Below are 21,285 nucleotides of genomic sequence, written 5' to 3'. Positions count from 1 at the left end.
TACCCCGTCAACTCTTTTTGACAATTAAATTGAGAACAATCAAAAAAAGCACTAGAATATAGGGGAAGGTTCAATTTGTCTTCAATCTTACTTTATGGAAGGAGAAAATTATAAGATGTCCCAAACTTTTGGCTACATACGACATAAGAGTGCAATTAATTTTAAACCATATTTTCAGCTGAGTATTGCAAATAGTCGCTCATTTGCTGTTTCTTTGCTCTCTTTTTATGTTGATTATCCTAGTTTTATCAAAGGAATTGACTTTACACAGTTGATTTTTAAGACTACCGTAGCAACTATTATTTTGTTTTTAGGAATGTTAGGCTCAGAATTTGCTGTTAGAAAGGACCTAAACTCATTTCAAATGTGTGCTGCTACTTTCCTAAATGGGATCGCTTTCTTTGCATTATTTGGAATATGGCAACATTTGACTGGTGACCCAAGTAACATTATTGGTATAAACCATACGCCACTTCTTATTGCAGCGTTTGTAGCATTAACATCTGCTGTAATATGCGGTGCGCTTTCTGTTGTTATTTCTGATAAATGAGTTTTTAAGCAATAGAATTTGCCCCCCCTATATAAAACTTGGAAGGAGTAAAGCTTTTGTGTTAAGCAAGCGTTTTTACGGTTAATCAATAACTTCAATTTGTCATTTCTTAAAATTTCACTATACTTTTTACTAGATAATGATTCATTTATTAGTAAAAGTTGTAGGAGGATATATGCAAGAAACAGATTACGATATCAAAATTACCGAGGATAAACAGGTCGATTACACCGCCACAATTGACGAGACCGGCCGGTTTGATGCATTGCTTACCGGGATGCCATGGCCGGCAAATCGTGGCGACGTGCCGACTAATCAGGATGCCCGCAAGCTGCATGGGCAGGTTATTCACGTGGCCGAGGAATTAGTGACGTCTTCGATGGCGGCCTGGGTGCGGTTTGAACATAATGGCGAATTGGTTTGGCTGACGAAAACAGCGATTATCCCGCCGCTGCAGTCGGCTACTTATACCAACGTCAGTTACATGGCGATCCTCAGCGACGACGTCAACTACCCACTGTTTGCCAAGCCGCCTTACACGGCACCCCACGCTCACATTCCCACTTCATACGTCTGGCAGCAGCACCTCAACAACCAGTCGGTCAACCTGATTCAAGAAGCAACGCTGGCCAATGGGCACCGCTACGTCAGCTTTATCTATAACGATCAACTGTACTGGGTGCGGCGCGAATGCCTGCAGCATCCCGGCAAAGCGCTGCCGACGATTCGAATTGAGAAGGGGATCGACAATCTCGATAATGGCAAGGCGGTCTTACCGATAACGGTGACGAAGGGAAATGGCGACTCGCAGCATTTATACGGCTTAGTCAGCTATCAGGGGAATTTCACGGCCCAATTTCCGCGGAAGAACCTTGAGGTGACGTTTTATGATGACCTGACCTTGACCCAACCGCACCCGTTAGCCTTTGGCGGCTGGCAGCCGCGGGCGAAATTCTCGCTGCGGGCCGATTACTACGACCAGACCCATGTCCGCAATACCACCGGCTTCAAGCTGTGGCGGGAGTTGTTAGCCAGCGAAGCGGATTATCAGGCGCATAGCCGCGACAAAGAAATGCTGGGGACGATTCAAGGTACCCCGGTGATTGTGACCATCGACGGCAAAAATCAGGGTCTCTACACGCTGTTTTCCTATTTTGACGCGGCCAGCTTACGGCTGAACCCGCAAAATGACCACGAGATTCTGTTGTTGGCATTGAATGGCGAGATTGGCGGCAAGTACCTCGCGTTTGGCAACGACTTTGCCTATCTCAATGAAAGCGACTTCGACGTGATGAGCAGCCAGTATCCATCCAACCAGCATCTCAAAGCAGACACCAACCGACTGATGCGGTTTATTAACCAAACCAGCGACGCCGACTTCCGCGCCCATGCCCACGACTATTTCAGCCCGCTTAATTTGATTGACTACTTGCTATTTATCGGCGTATTGAATGCCTACGACAACGAAGCGCACAACATGTCGGCGTTCACGTATGACGGCCAATACTGGCTGTTTTCGCTGCTGGACCTCGATATCAGCTTTAACATCGAAGCCCGCGGCGCGCTACTAACCAATAATGACCCCCTGTTGAAAAATATTCAGGCGCCTTTGATGAAGCGCATCAGCCAGTGCTTCACCAGTGAAGTTAAGCAACGCTGGGCTGACTTGCGGCAAACCACGCTAACTGTCGACCACATTCTAGCCATTTATCAGCAATCGATGGCGGCAATTGGCGATGAAAATTACGTTAATGATCAGGCAACTTGGCAGAGTCCGACTGGCGTGACAAGTAGTTATCGAAATGTTAAAAAATTCTTAGAAAAGCAATTACCAACTTGTGATGAAATAATCAAAAAACTATAACTCTTACAAAGAATGCTAAAACAAAGAAAGTATCCCTTTTCTAGCAAATGATTGATGTTTGCGAAAAGGGGTACTTCTTTTATTATGTTCAGGTTATCACTCCGGAGTGTTACAAAAGTGTGAAGAAATTGTGATAAAAGTGTGAAGAAATTGTGAAGTCGCTTGTATCCCGTGTGGCTCTATGCTAATTTTGAGTACGTAAGGGTTAATAGGTTACATCATTAAGGCTTTTGGCGAAGAGGAAAATAACTAATAAGGCATATTTTTTCTACATAAAGATCGATTATGCTCGTTTGAAATGATGGCCTAATGACCTGAGTAAGAATGGTCAACGTGATTGCTTTTGGGGAGGCGATGTTAAAACAAGCTGTTTGAGGTAGTTTGATGGGTAATATATGTTATTAGGATAGTTGCACGGAGCAGGGACCCGCATAAGCACCCTTGGAAAATTTCCAAGTTTGGAAATCTTCCTTGAAGGCAACTTACATATCGATTCCTAAGCACTTTGCGACGCGGACTATTTTTTGAGGGGGTATTCCATGAAGAAAAATGTTTCGACACATAACATTTGGGCGAAAGCCAAGAAAACAGGTCTTCACTATAAGCTTTACAAGGATGGCAAGCATTGGGTCTCTGCCAGCTTGTTCATGCTTTCAGTGGGGGCATTTTTATTTGGCGCCAGTGGCCAAGCCCGAGCTGACACGAACGATAATGCCAGCTCGGCGACCAGTAACTCAGTCGTTTTAAACAAAGGATCGACTGGGACAACGGCGGCCCTGCCAACAACTGATGCAGCGACACCATTGACGGCAACGGCCGATGACGAAACCCAAACGGATTCATACAAGTTTGGCCAAGCAGTAGCGACATTTGATTTGACACCACAATGGGCTGGCGGCTCTGATTTTCGGCCACAAAAGCTAGATGGCGTTTCCACGTTATATAATCAGATGGCTAAATACGTGGCCAATCCTTCGGCTGCTAATCAAGTCATTATTTCTGGTAGTACAGCCAGTGCTGACTTAAAGCATAATGGCGATCAGATGTATTACAGTGGCCTTACGAGTTTGAGTACCCATACACACTATGTCTTTGACAATGGCGGCGGTGCCAATAAAGCCCTTAGTAAGCTGAATACAACTCAGTTCACTGATGGCTACGAAGCTGTCATGACTGATTGGTACAAGCAGATGAAGGGCTACTATGACCAAGTTGACAGCCAAGCCGGCAAAAACAGTCAGGCTCTTGCCAATTACACACCATATGATCCAAGCGACCACGACCCTGCTAAAAGCGGGTTAAGTGGTATTATTAGCCAGATTACTGGAACTTTAGGGAAAGTCTTTAGTATTGGAACTGATCAAATTGCCAAGTGGCTGGGTTATAATGAGTCATTAACGAGTGACGCATCAACTAAGGTTATTTTTAATTATTCATCCAATTCAGCGTTGAGCGATTCAGACGCTAAAAAGGCGGTTGATGGTGCGGTCAACCAAACGGTAAGCAATATCAATTCGTTTATTAACATTGTGGTACCAACCGTTCAAAATATTATTCAATACGATGCTTACCACGCTGTTCAATCACTGGGACTCAGACAAGGCTCTAGTGATAATCCATTTGAAGGTGACAATTCAGTTGCCTTGCCAAAGACATTACAAGCTGCGGTTTCTCAAAATAGTAGCTTGAATGATTTGGCCACGGCCTTTGGATTGAAGAACACAATGGCCAGCGGTGCTGCCGAGTCGGTTTACGAATCACTAGCCAAAGCCATTAAGAACCAGATTGTCAGTGATGCTGAAAAAGGCATGGACGAATCCATGAACAATATTCTCGATAATGGTAAGTTCGATCCAACTTCAGCCTTCTCAAGCATCAAGGGCTTTAACCCAAGCAATCCTGCTTCGGCAATGAGTGAACAAAAGCAAGGCAATGGTTCAACTTCACTGTTAGCTGAATCCGAAGGTTATGCTTTTGGTAATAAATATGGCACAGCAGTTGCCAACCAAGCTGTTAAGGATGCTTTGAATCATGCAGTTGATGGTGATTTAGCCACAACTCAAGCACCTGATAACGTCTTGAGTACGTTGCATACCGAAGGGGCAATTAGTGATGCCGATTATAAGTCGTTAACGACTGACCCGGCTTCTGACGCAACCTACAAGCCAACCAACCACGGCGCGGTTAACTACATTACCCAGTTGTACACCGCTGAGTTTAATGCCGTGAAGAAAGCTTACCACGATTTTGAAACCAACCCAGCTAAGATTGGCACCACGCCAACTTGGACCAACCCATCTACCGGTGCCAAATACACCCTGGATGATTACACCCAGGTATGGCACTTCTTGTCCAAGACAGCTGCCGGCACTGATGGCATTGCCAACGCTGATAACGCTGCTCATAAAGCTAACGTTGCCAGTGGCGACGCTATGACGCAACACATTACCAACGGCAAGCAGTTTGACTCCAGCAACGACGGCACTGGTTGGGATGACAACTATCTAAAGAGCGCCCAATTAAAGCAAAAAGACGTTGATGGAAATGGGACCACGGTTACCAAGGCAATTCAAAAGTCACTGCCAGACGTTTACAAAGCCGTCTACAACACCGAAGTTGACCGGGCTAACAAAGCCTTTACTGCCGGCCAAACTGAATTGGTTCGCCAATTCAACACGAGTAAGTTCCAGCAGTTAGGCCAACTGGATGGGCCAAACGTGAGTGGTGATCCAAACGGCTTATCTGGCACCAATGATGGTACCGCGCAATTGTACGATGGTGATGGTCAACCATCTGGGCAAGCCTTTACCGATGGCTTTAATTCAGCTAAGAAGTCGGTTGTCAAAGTATCCGTTAAGACGGCTTCAAGTGACGCTAAGTTCCCAGGAACGGATCCAAAGGCGGTCTATGGCCTACTTGATTCAACCCATTCCTCATTTAACGTCTTTGCCCCAGCGGTTGATGGTTGGAGCGCTACTCGGACTAGTCAAACCATTTCGAACGGAAATACGATGACTTATGATCCAGATGGTCAACGCAGCACATCAGTTACCTTTAATTACACTAAGAATACGAAGAACGTTCAAAACCTTAACTTTACGTTGGGCAATGCTTCTTACAATTGGGACAACACGGATCCGTCCAACCATAATTATCAAGACGGTGAAACTGAACCAACCGCGACGGCAACGGCTGCCGATGGCACCAAGATTAATGTTAAGTTGGGCAAAGGTGACGTCACGGTTAACGGTAATTCTGCTAAGGCCGGCACTTATAAGTACAGTTTGACAGCTGCCGGTGCTCAGGCAATTAAGGCGCAAGTTGACGCCTATAATCAATCCCACGATGCTAAGAATGGGTTTGATTACACCTTTGACCCATCTTCATTGACTGGTCAATTGACAATCAATAAAGCAACACCGACGATTACTACCTCTGATGGGGCCATGAAGTTCGATGACGTCACTAACGCCAGTGACTTTGGCACCACGGCCCACGCACCGGTTGTGACAATTGATGCAAACGGCATTACTAAGACAATGCCCCTTGATAACTCGGAAGTTGATTTCAGTAATGATGGTAACCAGATCGGCACTTACAACTTTACGGTTAATGGTAATGGCATCAACGCCATTAACGCATTGATTAATAGTGATAGCATTCTCGGCGGCAACGTTAACACGATTTCAGCTAATACCGGTGACTACACTGGCAAGCTAAATATTGTTGATCAGTACAAAGATGTTACTGCTAAGTTAAATAGTGGCTCGAAGTACTACGATGGTAAGAATGCCAGCCAAGGCACTAAGTTGACCGTTTCATTTGGCACCGACGCCAACGCTTACACATTGACGGACGGTCAATATACGGTTAACCGCGACGGCAGTGACACTGGCAAGTACACCTACTCGCTGACGGATGCTGGTAAGCAGGCCGTAATGGACGCCGCTTATCGTGAAGGCTACACTGTCAACAACTTTGATACCAGCGATGCCAACATTACTATCAACGCCACCGGTGACGTGACGGTTCACTATGTTGACCAAGATGGCAAGACACTGGCACCAGATACGACAATTCAAGGTGGCATTTATCAGTCACCTTACACGGCTTCAGCTAAAGCAATTGATGGCTATGAAGTCGTTGGCCCAGCTTCACAATCGGGTGAATTTGGTGGTAAGCCAGCTTCTGTCACATTTACTTATAAATCAACGACGACTACGACCGCTGGTGGTTCAAAGATCACCAAAGGCGGCACGATCATCACTAAGAATGGTACTAAGATTACGCCTAACGGGACGATTACCCCACCTGATAATTCTAACAAGACCACGGGTGGCACCATTACCACGCCAAACGGTTCCAAGATTACCAAGGGCGGCACGGTGACAACCAAGGGTGGTTCAACAATCACTAAGGGCGGCACCACGACGACCAAGAATGGTACCACGACGACCAAAGGTGGTACTAAGACCACTAAGAATGGTAGTGTCACGACGCCAAACGGCACGACGACAACACCAAATGGGTCAACGGTTACCAAGAATGGTACTAAGACAACCAAGCATGGGACGGTCACAACCCCAGGTGGTAAGACCACAACGCCAAACGGCACGGTTACAACCAAAGGCGGCACGGTCACAACTAAAGGCGGCACCGTCACAACCAAGGGTGGTACCAAGACCACGCCAGGCAAGAGTGTCATTACCAAAGGCGGTACAATTACTACCAAGAATGGCACCAAGATTACCCCAGGTGGTACGGTGACACCGCCTGATAAGTCAACGACTACCAAGGGCGGCTCAATCAAGACACCAAATGGTTCATTGATTAGCAAGGGCGGTACCGTTACAACGCCAAGCGGCTCAAGGATTACTAAGGGTGGTACCAAGACCACACCAAATGGGACGCAAGTAACGCCAAATGGCAGCAAGATTAACAAAGATGGTTCCACGACGACCCCGGGTGGCACTAATTACACCAAGGGCGGCACGATTACCACTAAGAATGGAACTAAGATCACCCCAGGTGGCACGGTGACACCGCCTGACAATTCAAATAAGACGGCCGGTGGTTCCATTAAGACGCCAAACGGCTCTTTGATTACCAAAGGCGGCACAGTGACAACCAAAGGTGGTTCAACAATCACCAAGGGTGGCACGAAGACCACACCAAACGGAACCAAGACCACTAAAGGCGGCACGACGACAACCAAAGGTGGTTCAACAATCACCAAGGGTGGCACGAAGACCACACCAAACGGTACCAAGATCACTAAAGGTGGTACAACCACAACTAAGGGTGGCACGGTGACAACGCCAGGTGGTAATAAGACTACGCCAAATGGCAGTAAAGTTACCCCAGGCGGCACAACCACGACCAAAGGCGGTTCCACGATCACTAAAGGTGGTACAAAGACCACGACTAATGGCACATCAACCACCAAAGGCGGCACGATCACCACTAAGAATGGGACTAAGATCACACCAAACGGCACCGTTGTTCCACCAAAGAATTCAACGACCACTAAAGGCGGTACAACCACGACTACGGGTGGTACGACCATTACCAAGGGTGGCACAATTAAGACTAAGAACGGGACGACCTATACCAAAGGTGGCACCAAGACCACGCCAAATGGCACCAAGGTGACACCAAACGGCACTAAGACGACCAAGAATGGCACTGTCACCACTAAGAATGGGACGGTCACAACCAAGGGTGGCACCAAGACCACGACTGGTGGCTCAACCATTACCAAGAACGGCACCATTACGACTCACAATGGCACCAAGATCACCCCAGGTGGTACGGTAACCCCACCAAATGGCTCACGCATTACCACTAATGGCTCAACGGTCACTAAGAATGGTACTAAGATTACCAAAGGCGGCACGGTCACTACTAAGAATGGTACTGAGATTACCAAAGGTGGTACTAAGACCACGCCAAATGGTACTAAGTATACTAAGAATGGCACTCAAACGACCAAGAATGGCACCGTGACAACGCCAGGTGGTACCAAGACCACACCAAATGGGACCAAGACGACCAAGGGCGGCACTGTCATTACTAAGGGCGGTTCCAATACGACCAAGGGTGGCACGACCGTTACCAAGAATGGCACGATTATCACCAAGAATGGCACGAAGATCACGCCAAACGGCACCGTTGTTCCGCCAAAGAATTCAACAAATAACGATAACGGCTGGAAGACGCCAGGTGGTTCTACGATTACCAAAGGTGGCACCGTTACGACGCCTAGTGGCACTAAGTACACCAAGGGTGGCAGCAAGACGACGACCAATGGGACCACATTTACCAAAGGTGGTTCAACCATTACTAAAGGTGGTACGAAGACCACGAAGAATGGCACAGTTATTACTCCAGGTGGCGACCAAACAACTCCAGGCGGCTCAAAGATTACGCCAAATGGTACGAAGACTACTACTAAGGGTTCCGTCATCACTAAAGGTGGTACGGTGACAACTACGGGTGGTACTAAGACCACACCAAATGGGACAGTCATCACCAAGGGTGGTACCAAGACCACTAAAGGCGGTTCAACTATCACCAAAGGCGGCACCAAGACCACGAAGAATGGCACGATCACCACGCCAAATGGCACAACAACCACTAAAGGTGGCACGACAACTACTAAAGGCGGCACATCAACCACTAAAGGTGGTACCAAGACAACTAAAAATGGTACTGTGACAACTAAAGGTGGTACGTCAACGACTAAAGGTGGCACGATCACGACCAAGAATGGGACAAAAGTCACACCAAACGGGACGGTCATTCCACCAAAGAATTCAACCACGAAGAATGGCACGATCACCACGCCAAATGGCTCAACGATTACCAAAGGCGGCACAATTACCACCAAGGGCGGCACTAAGTACACTAAGAACGGTACCAAGACCACACCAAATGGCACGCAGACCACGAAGAATGGTTCGACAATTACCAAGGGTGGTACCAAGACCACTAAAGGCGGCACCAAGACAACTAAGGGTGGTACCAAGACGACGCCAAATGGCACGACCGTTACCAAGGGTGGTACAATCACCACGAAGAATGGCACTAAGATTACGCCAAATGGTCAAGTAACGCCACCAAATGGCTCGCATACAACCGACAATGGTGGTATCCAAACGCCAAATGGCTCAACGATTACTAAAGGTGGTACGGTAACAACCAAAGGTGGTACCAAGATCACCAAAGGCGGCGACCAGACCACGGCTAATGGTACGAAGACCACACCAAATGGCACTAAGATTACCAAGAATGGTACCAAGACGACGCCAAACGGCACCAAGACAACGCCAAATGGTACCAAGACCACACCAAATGGCACGACAACCACGAAGAATGGGACCAAGACCACAACTGGTGGCTCAACGATTACCAAGGGCGGCACGATTACCACGAAGAATGGCACGAAGATCACGCCAAACGGTAAGGTTATTCCACCAAAGAATACAACCAATACCAAAGGTGGCACTTGGACCACACCAAATGGCTCAACGATTACCAAAGGTGGTACCGTCACAACCAAGGGTGGTACGAAGTATACCAAAGGCGGTAACAAGACGACCGCCAATGGGACCAAGACCACAACTGGTGGCACGGTCATCACCAAGGGTGGTACGAAGACGACACCAAATGGCACCAAGACGACGCCAAACGGCACGGTAACGACGCCAGGTGGCTCAACTTACAACCCGAATAATGGTGGCAATAATAACAACGGTGGTAATAATAATGGTGGCAATAATAACGGCGGAACGGTTGTGCCATCCAATGGTGGTTCAACGGCCGGTTCGACAACCACGACGTCACCTGCTAATACTGGGTCAACGACTGGTTCAACGACTAATGGTACCGGCTCAACCACATCTCAGCCAGCTGGACCAACTAAGACGAATAGTGACTACTACGATCAAGTCACAACGCACGCAGTTGTCACTAAGAAAGGTCTTAACCGATACAACGGCAAGAAGTTCTCAGCTGCTAAGAAGTTGGGTCACGTCAAAGCCGGAACAGTTCTAGACGTTGTCAAAGTGGTTCACAGTGGCGATACCACCAGATTTGAACTCGCAGATGGCGCTTACGTCACCGCTAACAAAGGCTTTAGCAAGTTTGCCAAGATTGGCTCAAGGTACAATATCAATGAGGCAGCTGGCACTTGGAAAGTCGTTGCTAAGAAGGGCGTTTATGAATATAGCAACAAGACCTTCAAGAAGGGACGTAGAGTTCGTCATCTTAAGGCTGGGACAGTTCTTCATGTGAAGAGAATTGTCAAGTCCGGCGATGTTACCCGGTTTGAGTTGACTAATGGACGCTTTGTCACTGCCAGTCAGTCGATGGTCAAAGCAACCAAGAAGGCTAAGGCAACAACAGACAAGGCAAAAGTTGTTAACAAGCACGGGGTCAACGAGTACGCAAGTTCTTCCCTAAAGAAAAGCTCAAAAGTTCGCCATTACAAGATGGGCAAAACCCTTAAGGTAAAGGGTCTCGTTCACCACAATGGTAAATCTGAATTTAAGCTTTCGAATGGTCACTATGTCACGGCAAGTAAGAAATACGTTAAAGCTGAGAAGTAGTTTGAATCATTTGAAGTGAAGATAGCAAAAGGGAGTTTCGCGATTGGGCGAAGCTCCTTTTTGCTGTACATAGGGATTGAGATGAATAGTGATACTATTGATTAATTTTCGAGATCACTATTTTATCAATATTAGTCACTTCCTTGATTTATTTATGTTGTTTTGAAATATTTCTATAAGAGAAGTTTGACGTTTGAGGGATCAAATTGAAGAATTAAATTAGTTATCGCTTATAATTATTTGATGGAGTAAAATATTATTGTAACTTAATTGGAGAACTATTTGATTCTTAAAGAATTGATACTTGATATTTTTAAACTGGGAGAACGAATAATGACAAATCGAGAGAATATGTACTATATTTTTGATCAAGCAGTTACTAGAGATAAATCTACTAAAACGCTAAAATTAAGAGCAATAAAGAATGTTCCGGAATACTTTTCATATCAAAAAAGATATTCTGATATTTATTTCTGGGGTTCTGTATCTGCACTAGTGGTTGCTTTTTTTGTAGCTATTTTATTCCCCCAACTTTTTTCACATTATTTTCCGGATGTAGACTTTGCCTATTTAATTATAATTTGGGGTACAAGTTATCACGTTAGGAAAATTCATAAGTTTATGTTAGGCGTTGGTATATATAAAGCAGACATCATGTTTTTCGGATTTAAACAAACTTTAAAAACTGTACTTAGTAAGTATGGTATGCAAAACCTCCAAGTTATTGACTGTATGATTAATGAGATAACTTCAAAGCAGAAGTCGATGCTGGGCTTTAAAAGTATTGAGACGGCTTTGTCATTGGCTTTACCAATTGTTTTTTACTTTTTTAAAATTCTTTTTAAAAGAATTGAATTTAGAAGTGATTATCAAAACGTAATTTTTGTGCTCTTTACGTTTACTTTAGTAATGATTCCGGCGTTTATCATTACTATTTTATTCGAAAAATACCGCATAGAACTAGAAAAAGAAGTTTGCCAAGATCTCCGTTACCATTACCTAAGTAACAAGAATTCCTAGCTCGCTATTTTCATCATGTCTAGTTTTAATAGTATGGATCCTATCACCTCATTAGGGGGAGAATAAATGCAGTTCTTAAAAAGTTTACAGCTACTGATCCTAATGGAAACATTAATAATAGGCCTAAGTGTCGGGATTGGAGTCAGTGCAAATTCTAATCAAGTCTACACCAAAGCTGATAGTCAAAAAAATATCAGTTACTATACCAAAATCAAACCAAGCTCAAACTATCCCATCTACCAATCTGGGCCTGAAAAAACGTCATCAGATACAACTAAAGCAGTCGCAAATTCGCACCAATATAACCAATATAATGGAAGAAAAATTCACGTTACCAAACAAGCCGTTGTCCAAAAGACGACCTGGATCAAGTTTAGCTACCAGCATTTCACCGGCTGGGTCAACCAAAAGGCTACCGACGTAAATTATCGTTGGCTTAACGTCCCGCTCATTGCCCAGCGGCCAGAATTGCCGACTGGTTGTGAGATTGTTGCCACGACGATGATGTTGAACTTTGCTGGTGCGAAGGTAACCAAGATGCAGCTGGCTAAACAGACGCCGCGCAGCCGTAATCCCAATAAGGGCTTTGTGGGCAGCCCATACAGTCCAACCGGCTGGTATATCTATCCAAAAGGACTTTTGAAAGTGGTCAAGAAATATGCTGGTAGCGCTCAAAATTTAACTGGCGCCAGTCCGGCGAAGATCAAGGCCAAGATTAATGTGGGCCATCCCGTCGTTGTCTGGGTTTATAATGTGGACGGGTTCGTAAATCACGCGCTGACGGTCTCGGGGTACTCCAAAACGCGATTTTATTATAACGATCCATGGACAGACAAGAAAACCAGTATGACGATCACCCAAATGCAGCAGCACCGGTCTCGCGATGGGTACCGGGCGTTAAGTTATTAACGAGAGGGCATGTGCAAAGCAAAAAGCGGTACTTGCAAAATGATTGAGGGGAATATTGAGGGGAATGAAGCAAATGAAACAGAGAAAACTACATTATTTTAAGCGAATTTTATTAGTGGCAGCGGCCTTTATCGGCATGATCGCGATCAATTCGGAGTCGCTGACACAAGCGGATTCCAGCTATTATACGACCAACCCGGGAATCATTAAGACGAAACAACGGGTGGTTTATTATCAAGATGCTACCAGGAAAGTGAAAGATAAAACCGTCCCGGCTAACCATTACGCCAAAATTACCAAGGTGGTTGTTAGTGCTGGCCAAGTGCCCGTTTTAAAAACGACTACTGGCCGTTACTTAACCGCCAGCAAAGCCTTTGTGACCAAAACAGCCGGTTATCAAAATCCCAAGCGCTATTATCAGGTCCAATATCAGCAAATTAAGCCCCATGGCCAAGTCGGCTACACGGTCAAACGCAACTTTGAGGGCATCAAGACTTGGTATATCATGCGCAAAATGGGGACGTTTGCCGGTTATGACAAGTATAATCAAGCGACCTATAATGCGGTGAAGCGATTCCAGCGGCGTCATCATTTAAAAGCCACCGGCAACGTTGATGAACAGACTTGGGTCAAGATGGGCTTTTCCAAAAAAGCCTGGACGGCGATTGACAGCTACGTAGCCCCACTGGGCGCAACCGCTTCACAAGGCCGATCGGCGCACATTGAAGCGATGATCCATCAAGCCTATCGGTACTTGGGGAATCCATACTTGGTTGGATCTTCCTCAAGTCCAAAGTACGGAACGGACTGCTCTGGTTTGGTGATCCAAGCACTGTATGCTGGCGGCATCAATCCATTACCAGTGAGCGCCATTCATCACGCTTATCCGGGCAATGAATGGAATTCCCGTAACTTATGGGCTTCCAAAAAGTTCAAGCACGTCGCTTACTCACAGCGTCAACGTGGCGACTTGGTGTTCTACTATCAACCCGGCACGCACACAATTTGGCACGTGGCAATTTACTTAGGCCGCAATCGTGTGATTGAGAGTTGGCCGCCTAAAATTATGGTTCAGCCAATTAGAAATAGCCAGCGATCAAATGTGGCAGGAATTGCCCGACCATTTGTCTAAATGATTATCAAGACCGGTAAGCTAATTTAGCTATCGGTTTTTAATATAGGTTGTTGCATTCACGTCACAATCATTATTTAAATGAATATAATTCACAATCAAATCGCCCCAAAACACTTTCTGCATTTGTTATTATTAAGATTGGTAATGAGGAATAATTGCAAATGAGAGGGGGACTCATCATGGTTAACCATAAGGGAATAGATGATTATCATGGTTTCAAGTTGATGCTGATAACCATTATGTCAGCTTTGATCATGCTGTTTGTTGGTCTGACTTTAACGGCGACGACAGCTCGGGGCGCTGGTGAAACTAATTTTGTGCCTGGTAAGTCTGATTTCAACATCAGCAAAACTGTCGGGCTTCAGTATACCTATCAACATCCAGCTTTAAATCAGGTTCAAGGCGCCAAAGCATGGCAGGGTGCCAAATATGCAGCAGCAATTCCTGACGATGCGAAGGGGATCGACAAACAAACTGGTAATGCCTACATTGATGAATGGCTGCCAGATTACGCCTTTCAGTATTTCTTGTATCTTGAGGCCTTTGATCAAAAGTATTCGTCAATTAGTACCTTCAGGGACAATTTTTCAAAGGATGAAATGAAAACGCTTAAATCGTTAACCAGCGATCAATCAAAGCAAAATGCAGGGACGGAGGAAAGCCCCAAGGCATCCGTTTATTACAATGCTTTAATGTCAATGCAAACGCTGGAAGGGCTCCAGTACGCAACCGACCTAACGACGATTAATCTGGATCCTGATCCAACAGTGAGCGCAGCGGTCTTTGGAACCGCAGCAAAGAATGGCAATTTGTGGGACATCAGTGCGTTAACGAATTTAAAAGAATTGACGAGCGTTAGCATGCAAATGTTTTCGGTTAATGACATCGCGGCTTTGGCTAATAAACCAAAACTACAGCAGGTTGCTTTAGCTTACAACCAAATTGCCGACTTATCGCCACTGGCAACGAATAAGAATAATCCAAACCTTGATCTAACCAGGGGATTCAGTCATCAACATATTTTGCTGAATCCAGTTACCTTGCGAACAGGGACGACGACTTACACCACGCCGTCATTTATCATCAAAGACCTGCAGGCGCATAATTTGCCGGTTAAACCCTATGATTCGGATACGGAGCAGTCAAAGTACGCGGCACTATACCCAAGTACTTCTGACAGTCAAAACGTTGACCCGACGACTTTGAACTGGACCAACTTCATTCCGGATCCAACCGACTACTATGGGGCCTTGTCCAGTCATTGGAATGACGCTAATTCTGACTTTGAGGGTTGGATTATGGTGCCTTATCAATTCAAAGCCGGCGTGGGAAATGTCAACGTGAACTATCAAATGCTACAAGCTGATGGTAATCAGTTAACGTTAGCTCCAACCACGGTAATCTCTGGGACTGTTGGCGATCCGTATAATTTGGGGAACAATTCGGAGACTGCCTACACCTTAAACCGATTACTGGGGATCCTTGGATACAAAGCCTTTACCGTCCTAGACGGAACGGGTCAATATTCGGATTATTTGGCAAATAACGGCAAAGCCAATGCGGTTGGGCAAACCGGTACCTTTACCGAAGCCTTACAAGCACGAACAATTATCTTTACCCAAGGAACTTCCAAAATTAATGTTGCGTATGGCTATGCCGATCCAAACGAGGCAACGAAGTTTGTACCGTTTAATGAAGCGGGAACTCAGACGCCGGTTTCGATGGAAAAGGAAGGCCAAGTGGGGACCGCGCTTAATTTAGATGACGTTAAACGGGACTTCCCACGCTACGAATTTGTTGGCGTCGGGACAATTGAAAATGGCCAATTAAAGAAACTGGCTAACGGTCCCATCCTGTTTGGCAACAATGATAAACAAATTGTCCTTTTGTATCAAAAAGCCGCGGATGCCACCATCACGGTTAATTATGTTGATACAAACGGGAAGGCATTGACAAACGTTGCCAATTCAACAATCGCTGGCTATCCGGATGACAAGCTAGCTTCAACGGACATTACCAGTTTGACCAAGAAGATTGACGGCTACACCTTTGACCATTACCAAGACGCTAAGGGAAATAAACTTGATAATTTAGCCGACCAGACCTATGCAGGCCTTAATGGGAAACTAACCGTTGTGTACAAGAAATCAACAACGCCAACCCCACCTAATCCACCGACGCCAACGCCTACGCCACAACCGACGCCAACGCCTGATTCGACCCCAACGGCGCCAGCGGGAAATTCAGCCACGGCTTCAAATGCAGATTCTAAGCCGGCAACTGCTTCAAAGGCCAATCCGAGTGTAATTGCTAAAAAGGGCGAAGCGGTCTATTCCTTGAAGAAAATCTATTTATACAAGGGCCAAACTTTCAAAAAAGCACAGAGAATTGTCGGGTATGCCAAAAAGCCGCGGGTTAATCGACCGATGTTTGTCGTAACAAATTATGCCCACTCTAAAAACGGGATTTTACGTTACGTGGTAAAAGATGTGAACCATCACAGTAAGACGGCCGGCAAGAAGGGCTATATTACTGCGAATTGGCAATACGTTCGCCCGGTTTATTACCGTAGTTCTCATCGGACACTGACGGTTATTAGTCCACGGGGTGTCAATGAATACAAGAACAAGAATTTAACGAGTAAGGTCAAGAATTACAAGCAAGGAACGCGGCTCAAAGTGAAGGGCTTTGTGACCCATCATTTGACGACCCGTTATCTGCTCGAAAACGGACACTATGTTACTGGGAATCGAAAACTCGTGATTGCCAGTCGAACACCACAGCCAAAGCAAATTAAGGTTAAGAAGACAATCTACCGTTATCATGATACTAATTTTAATAAACGGCTTAACCCAGTTAAAAAGGGGACGGTCTTAAAAGTTAAAAAGTGGACGTATTCACATGAGTATTCGCTCACAACTTTTGGGGCTAAACGCTATCAAGTCGCGGGTGGATATGTCACAGCTAATCCACGTTTTGTTAAGATCATCAAATAACCAGTTTTAACTGAATGAACGGCTCACTGCCCCGCTGCTTGGATGGGTGTTAAACACCTAAGCGGCGGGGCTTTTACGGTAGCCCTAAGTTCCAAAAACGTTAAGTCGTAACGTTATCGTTTGGATAAAAAATATATTATAATATAAATGGAAAGTAAAGGCACTCACAACCAAACGAGGAGTGGTTATGATGAAAAAACCTCATGTTGATAATCAGATGAGACCCGTTAGGCAATTAATGATTTTAATGGCATTGATCATGTCGATGCTGGCCTTAGTAATCGTAAGTCGACCAATGCGCGTGCAAGCGGAGGCGCAGGTCGATAATTCGGTTATCGGCCGAGATGTGTTTAATATTCCCAAAGGTGTGGCGTTACAATATACGTATGTCCACGAGCCGCTAACTAAGGTGCAGGGCGCCCACGCTTGGAAAGGAGCCGATTACGCGGCCAAGATTCCAATGGACGCCAAGGGAGTTGACCCACAAACTAAGCAAAATTATATTGACGAATGGATGCCGGATAGAGGGTTTCAAGTTTTCATTTATGAAGGAAGCTTCAAGAAAGCTTACCCAAGTTTTGGCGAGTTTATCAATAACTTCACGAAGAACGATATGCAGGCAATTGAAACGATTGATAGCACCAATGATTTACAACGAACGATCACGAATGGGAAACAGGTGCCCACTCTTTATTTCCAAGCAATGATGTCAATGAAGTCGATAGAAGGGATGCAATACGCGACCAACCTTGAAAAGATAAGTTTGGTGCCGCAGGATGGCTTAAGTGAAATTGCTTGGGGCATCCATAATATGCATAGTAACCTTTGGGATATCAGTGCTTTGAAGAACCTTGATAAATTAAAAGAAGTTATTTTAGTTAATTTGTCAATCAATGATGTTTCGGCTCTAGCCAATAAGCCCAATCTGACGACGATCAATCTAAGCTTTAACCAAATTGCGGATTTGTCACCATTAGAAACCAATCGAAATAATCCCGGTTTAAACTTGAAGCATGGGTTTGGCTACCAACATATTTTATTGGCGCCGATTACTTTGAGGACCGGGACTAAAGAATATACCACCCCATCATTTATCATCAAAGACCTGCAGGCCAACAATTTGCCGGTGAGTCCCTATGATTCACTCAAGGAAAGTAATGACTATCCTTCCCTTTATCCAAGCACGGCGAATAGTCAAAACATTGATCCAATCACATTGAATTGGACCAATTTGTTACAGGATCCAGAGAAGGCATATGGCTCTTTATCCAGCCATTGGAAAGACCCCAACTCCGATTTTGAAGGCTGGATCATGGTGCCGTATACGTTAAGTGACGTAATCGGTAATGTCTACGTGAACTTTCAGTTGCTTAAAGCCGATGGAACTTTGGTCACAATTGCCCCTGGCGCTGTGTTGTCTGGAGGACTGACGCAAACGTACGATCTTGAGAGCAGTCCTGAAACGCAATCGGCATTGGCGACTGCTCGACGTAATGGATATGATCGACTAATGGTGATTGGCGGCACGGGAAATTATGCTGATTTTCTTCGCCATGACGGGTCTGCTACGGCAGTTGGATTGACTGGCAACTTCGAGAAAGATAGCAAGAATCGGACCATCATTTTTACAACGAGAACGGTTGAGGTGCCGATTAATTATGTTGACACCAATGGTAATCAGATCGCTGGCGTTTCCAGTGAGACGTTGAAAGGAAAGGTAGATGCCAAGGTCACAGCTGATGATTTGAATCGATTAAAGAAGGCGATTAGCGGTTACACATTTAATCATTTCCAAGCAGCCGATGGGCATAACATCGATTTATCAGCGATTGAAACCTATGGTGATATTGAGAAAGGCTTAAAGCTCGTATATATCAAGGACGATAGCCAAACAAACGCAAACAGTGGCACGGCAACCGGCACCACTAATGATTCAAAGACCAATTCTGATCAGAAGAATACTGGCTCAACGACAAGCCAATCTGATAAGACAGCCACGACCAGCGAAAGCGGTAAGGGAACCCGCAAAGGGGAAGCTGTTTACGCGCTAAAGAAGGTCTATTTGTACAAAAATCAAGATTTCAAAAAATCTGAGCGCTTGGCGAGTTACGCTAAGAAGCCACGAATCAATCGGCCAATGTTCGTGGTGATTGGCTATGGTCAATCTAAAGCCGGAAACAATCGCTATAAGGTTCGCGATGTGAACCATCACAGTAAGACGGCCGGTAAAGTGGGTTATCTCACCACCAAGTGGGACTATGTCCGCCCAGTATATTATCACAGTTCCCATCAGACTTTGACCGTCATTAATCCAAAAGGGGTCAATGAGTATCGAAACAAGAACCTGACCGGTAAAGTTCGCAACTTCAAACAAGGGATCCAATTGAAGGTGAAGGGCTTTGTTAAGCATCGGTTGACGACTCGGTACCTATTAACTAATGGCAATTACGTTACCGGGAACCGCAAACTGGTAATGGCTGGGAAAGTGGCTCAGGCAAAGCAAATTAGGGTTAAAAAGACAATTTATCGCTATAATAACGCAAACTTCGGCAAGCGACTCAAGCGAATTAACCCCGGAACGATTTTGAAAGTTAAAAAATGGGAATATACCCAGCCGTATTCGTTGACTAGCTTTGGTGCAAAACGGTATCAGGTGGTTGGCGGTTATGTAACGGGTAATGAACGGTATGTTAGTGTCAAATAAATCAAAAACAATCAAAAGAGGTGGGTAGGAGCTTTTATCTCAACTTTACGGAGCTCAGAATGATGCGTTGAATTTAAGACGTATTGGAAAACACCAATTATTCTTATTTGGAATGATTGGTGTTTTTCTGTAAGTAGCAACGATGGCTGTTTATTGAGCAAGAGATTAGTTGCAACGTTCATTTCGACTATTACAAAAATGTTATCTTATCGATTCTACAAATAATGGCTGTGGTAAACAGATTAAGAGTTGCAGACACTGTAAAGCAAAATGCAAGCAGATCAAGCATATTAAGACGTGCGTTTCTATTAGGTGATAATGATTTTCGAATAACGAGATGGCTAGCCAAGTGTGAAAAAAGGCAGTCATTTTTATTTGCCAAAAAAATGATGATTTAAAGAGACATTTGAAACAAAACATTGTATGATACCGATATAAGTATAAAATACTTTTATTACTATTGATTTTAGAAAGAAGGCTGCATATGGATGATCAAGATCACATTTTAGGTACTTTGTATGGTCAAGCAATCGGTGATGCCATGGGGATGCCATCGGAGTTGTGGCCAGCTGAAAGAATTCAGACCGAATTTAACGGGCGGATCACGGACTTTCTTGATGGTCCTCAAAGCAACGACATCGCCAAGAACTTTACCAAGGGTCAATATACTGATGATACCAATCAGGCATTAGCAATTTTAGATGGGTTAATCGAAACGGATTGGCAGCCAGACACCCAGGTCTTAGTTAAGCACATTTTGGCATGGGCTGAATCGGTTGGGGCGTGGGAACATAATATCTTAGGCCCTAGCAGCAAGGCGGCACTATCGGCAATTAAGGCTGGACAGGATCCTAAGTCAATTACCGATCAGGCCTTGACCAATGGTGCTGGTATGCGGATTGCACCAATTGGGACGTTGTTTATGCCCAGCCAGCATGAACAACTGGTTCATATGGTATTTGATGTCACGAAGATTACCCATTCTAGTGACGTGGCAATTAGTGGCGCTGCTATGATTGCTGGGGCGGTGAGTGCAGCGATGGCTTACCAAGATTGGGACGATATCATTGATTTTGCCTTAAAAGTCAATGATGAAGGGTTAAGATTAGGGGCGCCAACGTGGGCAGCCAAGACACATGATCGACTGCGGCTGGGGATTTATCTTGCCCAAAAATACGAAGGCGATGATGACCAATTTGCCCAGCGAATCTATGACGTCATCGGCACCGGCACGATGATTTCTGAAAGTGTGCCGGCCGCCGTTGCGATTGCCTATTATTGTAGAAACGTGCAAAAGTGTGCGTTAATGTGTGCAAATTTAGGTGGTGATACCGACACGATTGGGGCGATGGCGACGGCAATTTGTGGGGCCCGAACCGGCCGGTCAGCAATCCCAGCTGATTGGCTTCGGCTGATTGACACTAAGAACCCACAGCACGACCTTACGCAATATGCGGGCCAGATATTGCAATTTAAGAAAGCAATGATGAGGTGAAAT

9 protein-coding genes are annotated in these 21,285 nt (G+C 45.2%); all 9 read left to right on the top strand.

The features are described 5' to 3' along the window. Window positions 1–115: 115 nt before the first annotated feature. Window positions 116–550 carry a hypothetical protein gene (locus YK48G_RS10935; protein ID WP_203630756.1) on the top strand — a complete coding sequence of 145 codons (435 nt, stop codon included), beginning with the start codon at window positions 116–118 and terminating at the stop codon, window positions 548–550. Window positions 551–725: 175 nt separating this feature from the next. Further along, complete coding sequence (locus tag YK48G_RS10930) at window positions 726–2,414, top strand: CotH kinase family protein (protein WP_203630755.1); 1,689 nt, start codon at window positions 726–728, stop codon at window positions 2,412–2,414. A gap of 539 nt (window positions 2,415–2,953) precedes the next feature. Then, window positions 2,954–11,023 (top strand): DUF5776 domain-containing protein, encoded by an 8,070-nt coding sequence (locus YK48G_RS10925; protein ID WP_203630754.1) that lies wholly within the window; start codon window positions 2,954–2,956, stop codon window positions 11,021–11,023. 333 nt (window positions 11,024–11,356) lie between these two features. Then, window positions 11,357–12,043 carry a hypothetical protein gene (locus tag YK48G_RS10920; protein ID WP_203630753.1) on the top strand — a complete coding sequence of 229 codons (687 nt, stop codon included), beginning with the start codon at window positions 11,357–11,359 and terminating at the stop codon, window positions 12,041–12,043. 66 nt (window positions 12,044–12,109) lie between these two features. Beyond that, window positions 12,110–12,952, top strand: coding sequence for a C39 family peptidase (locus YK48G_RS10915; RefSeq protein ID WP_203630752.1), 843 nt, complete (start codon window positions 12,110–12,112; stop codon window positions 12,950–12,952). 136 nt (window positions 12,953–13,088) lie between these two features. Beyond that, window positions 13,089–14,084 carry a DUF5776 domain-containing protein gene (locus YK48G_RS10910; RefSeq protein WP_232365370.1) on the top strand — a complete coding sequence of 332 codons (996 nt, stop codon included), beginning with the start codon at window positions 13,089–13,091 and terminating at the stop codon, window positions 14,082–14,084. Window positions 14,085–14,266: 182 nt separating this feature from the next. Further along, the gene (locus YK48G_RS10905; protein WP_203630750.1) at window positions 14,267–17,083 is read left to right on the top strand and encodes a DUF5776 domain-containing protein; all 2,817 of its coding nucleotides are present in this window, start codon (window positions 14,267–14,269) and stop codon (window positions 17,081–17,083) included. 187 nt (window positions 17,084–17,270) lie between these two features. After that, on the top strand, window positions 17,271–19,787 hold the full coding sequence (locus tag YK48G_RS10900; protein ID WP_203630749.1) for a DUF5776 domain-containing protein: 2,517 nt from the start codon (window positions 17,271–17,273) through the stop codon (window positions 19,785–19,787). Between the two features lie 484 nt (window positions 19,788–20,271). Beyond that, window positions 20,272–21,282: an ADP-ribosylglycohydrolase family protein gene (locus YK48G_RS10895; protein WP_203630748.1), complete on the top strand. Its 1,011-nt coding sequence runs from the start codon at window positions 20,272–20,274 to the stop codon at window positions 21,280–21,282. Window positions 21,283–21,285: the final 3 nt, after the last annotated feature.

The sequence above is a fragment of the Lentilactobacillus fungorum genome (assembly GCF_016860605.1).
Taxonomy (GTDB): domain Bacteria; phylum Bacillota; class Bacilli; order Lactobacillales; family Lactobacillaceae; genus Lentilactobacillus; species Lentilactobacillus fungorum.
Note: the sequence above shows the minus strand (reverse complement) of the source record. Positions and strands in the feature narration are given on the sequence as shown.

Bases quoted from the DNA above. Each gene is read 5' to 3' on its own strand.
- YK48G_RS10935 (WP_203630756.1), top strand. From the start codon at position 116: ATGTCCCAAACTTTTGGCTACATACGACATAAGAGTGCAATTAATTTT.
- YK48G_RS10930 (WP_203630755.1), top strand. From the start codon at position 726: ATGCAAGAAACAGATTACGATATCAAAATTACCGAGGATAAACAGGTC.
- YK48G_RS10925 (WP_203630754.1), top strand. From the start codon at position 2,954: ATGAAGAAAAATGTTTCGACACATAACATTTGGGCGAAAGCCAAGAAA.
- YK48G_RS10920 (WP_203630753.1), top strand. From the start codon at position 11,357: ATGACAAATCGAGAGAATATGTACTATATTTTTGATCAAGCAGTTACT.
- YK48G_RS10915 (WP_203630752.1), top strand. From the start codon at position 12,110: ATGCAGTTCTTAAAAAGTTTACAGCTACTGATCCTAATGGAAACATTA.
- YK48G_RS10910 (WP_232365370.1), top strand. From the start codon at position 13,089: ATGATCGCGATCAATTCGGAGTCGCTGACACAAGCGGATTCCAGCTAT.
- YK48G_RS10905 (WP_203630750.1), top strand. From the start codon at position 14,267: ATGGTTAACCATAAGGGAATAGATGATTATCATGGTTTCAAGTTGATG.
- YK48G_RS10900 (WP_203630749.1), top strand. From the start codon at position 17,271: ATGATGAAAAAACCTCATGTTGATAATCAGATGAGACCCGTTAGGCAA.
- YK48G_RS10895 (WP_203630748.1), top strand. From the start codon at position 20,272: ATGGATGATCAAGATCACATTTTAGGTACTTTGTATGGTCAAGCAATC.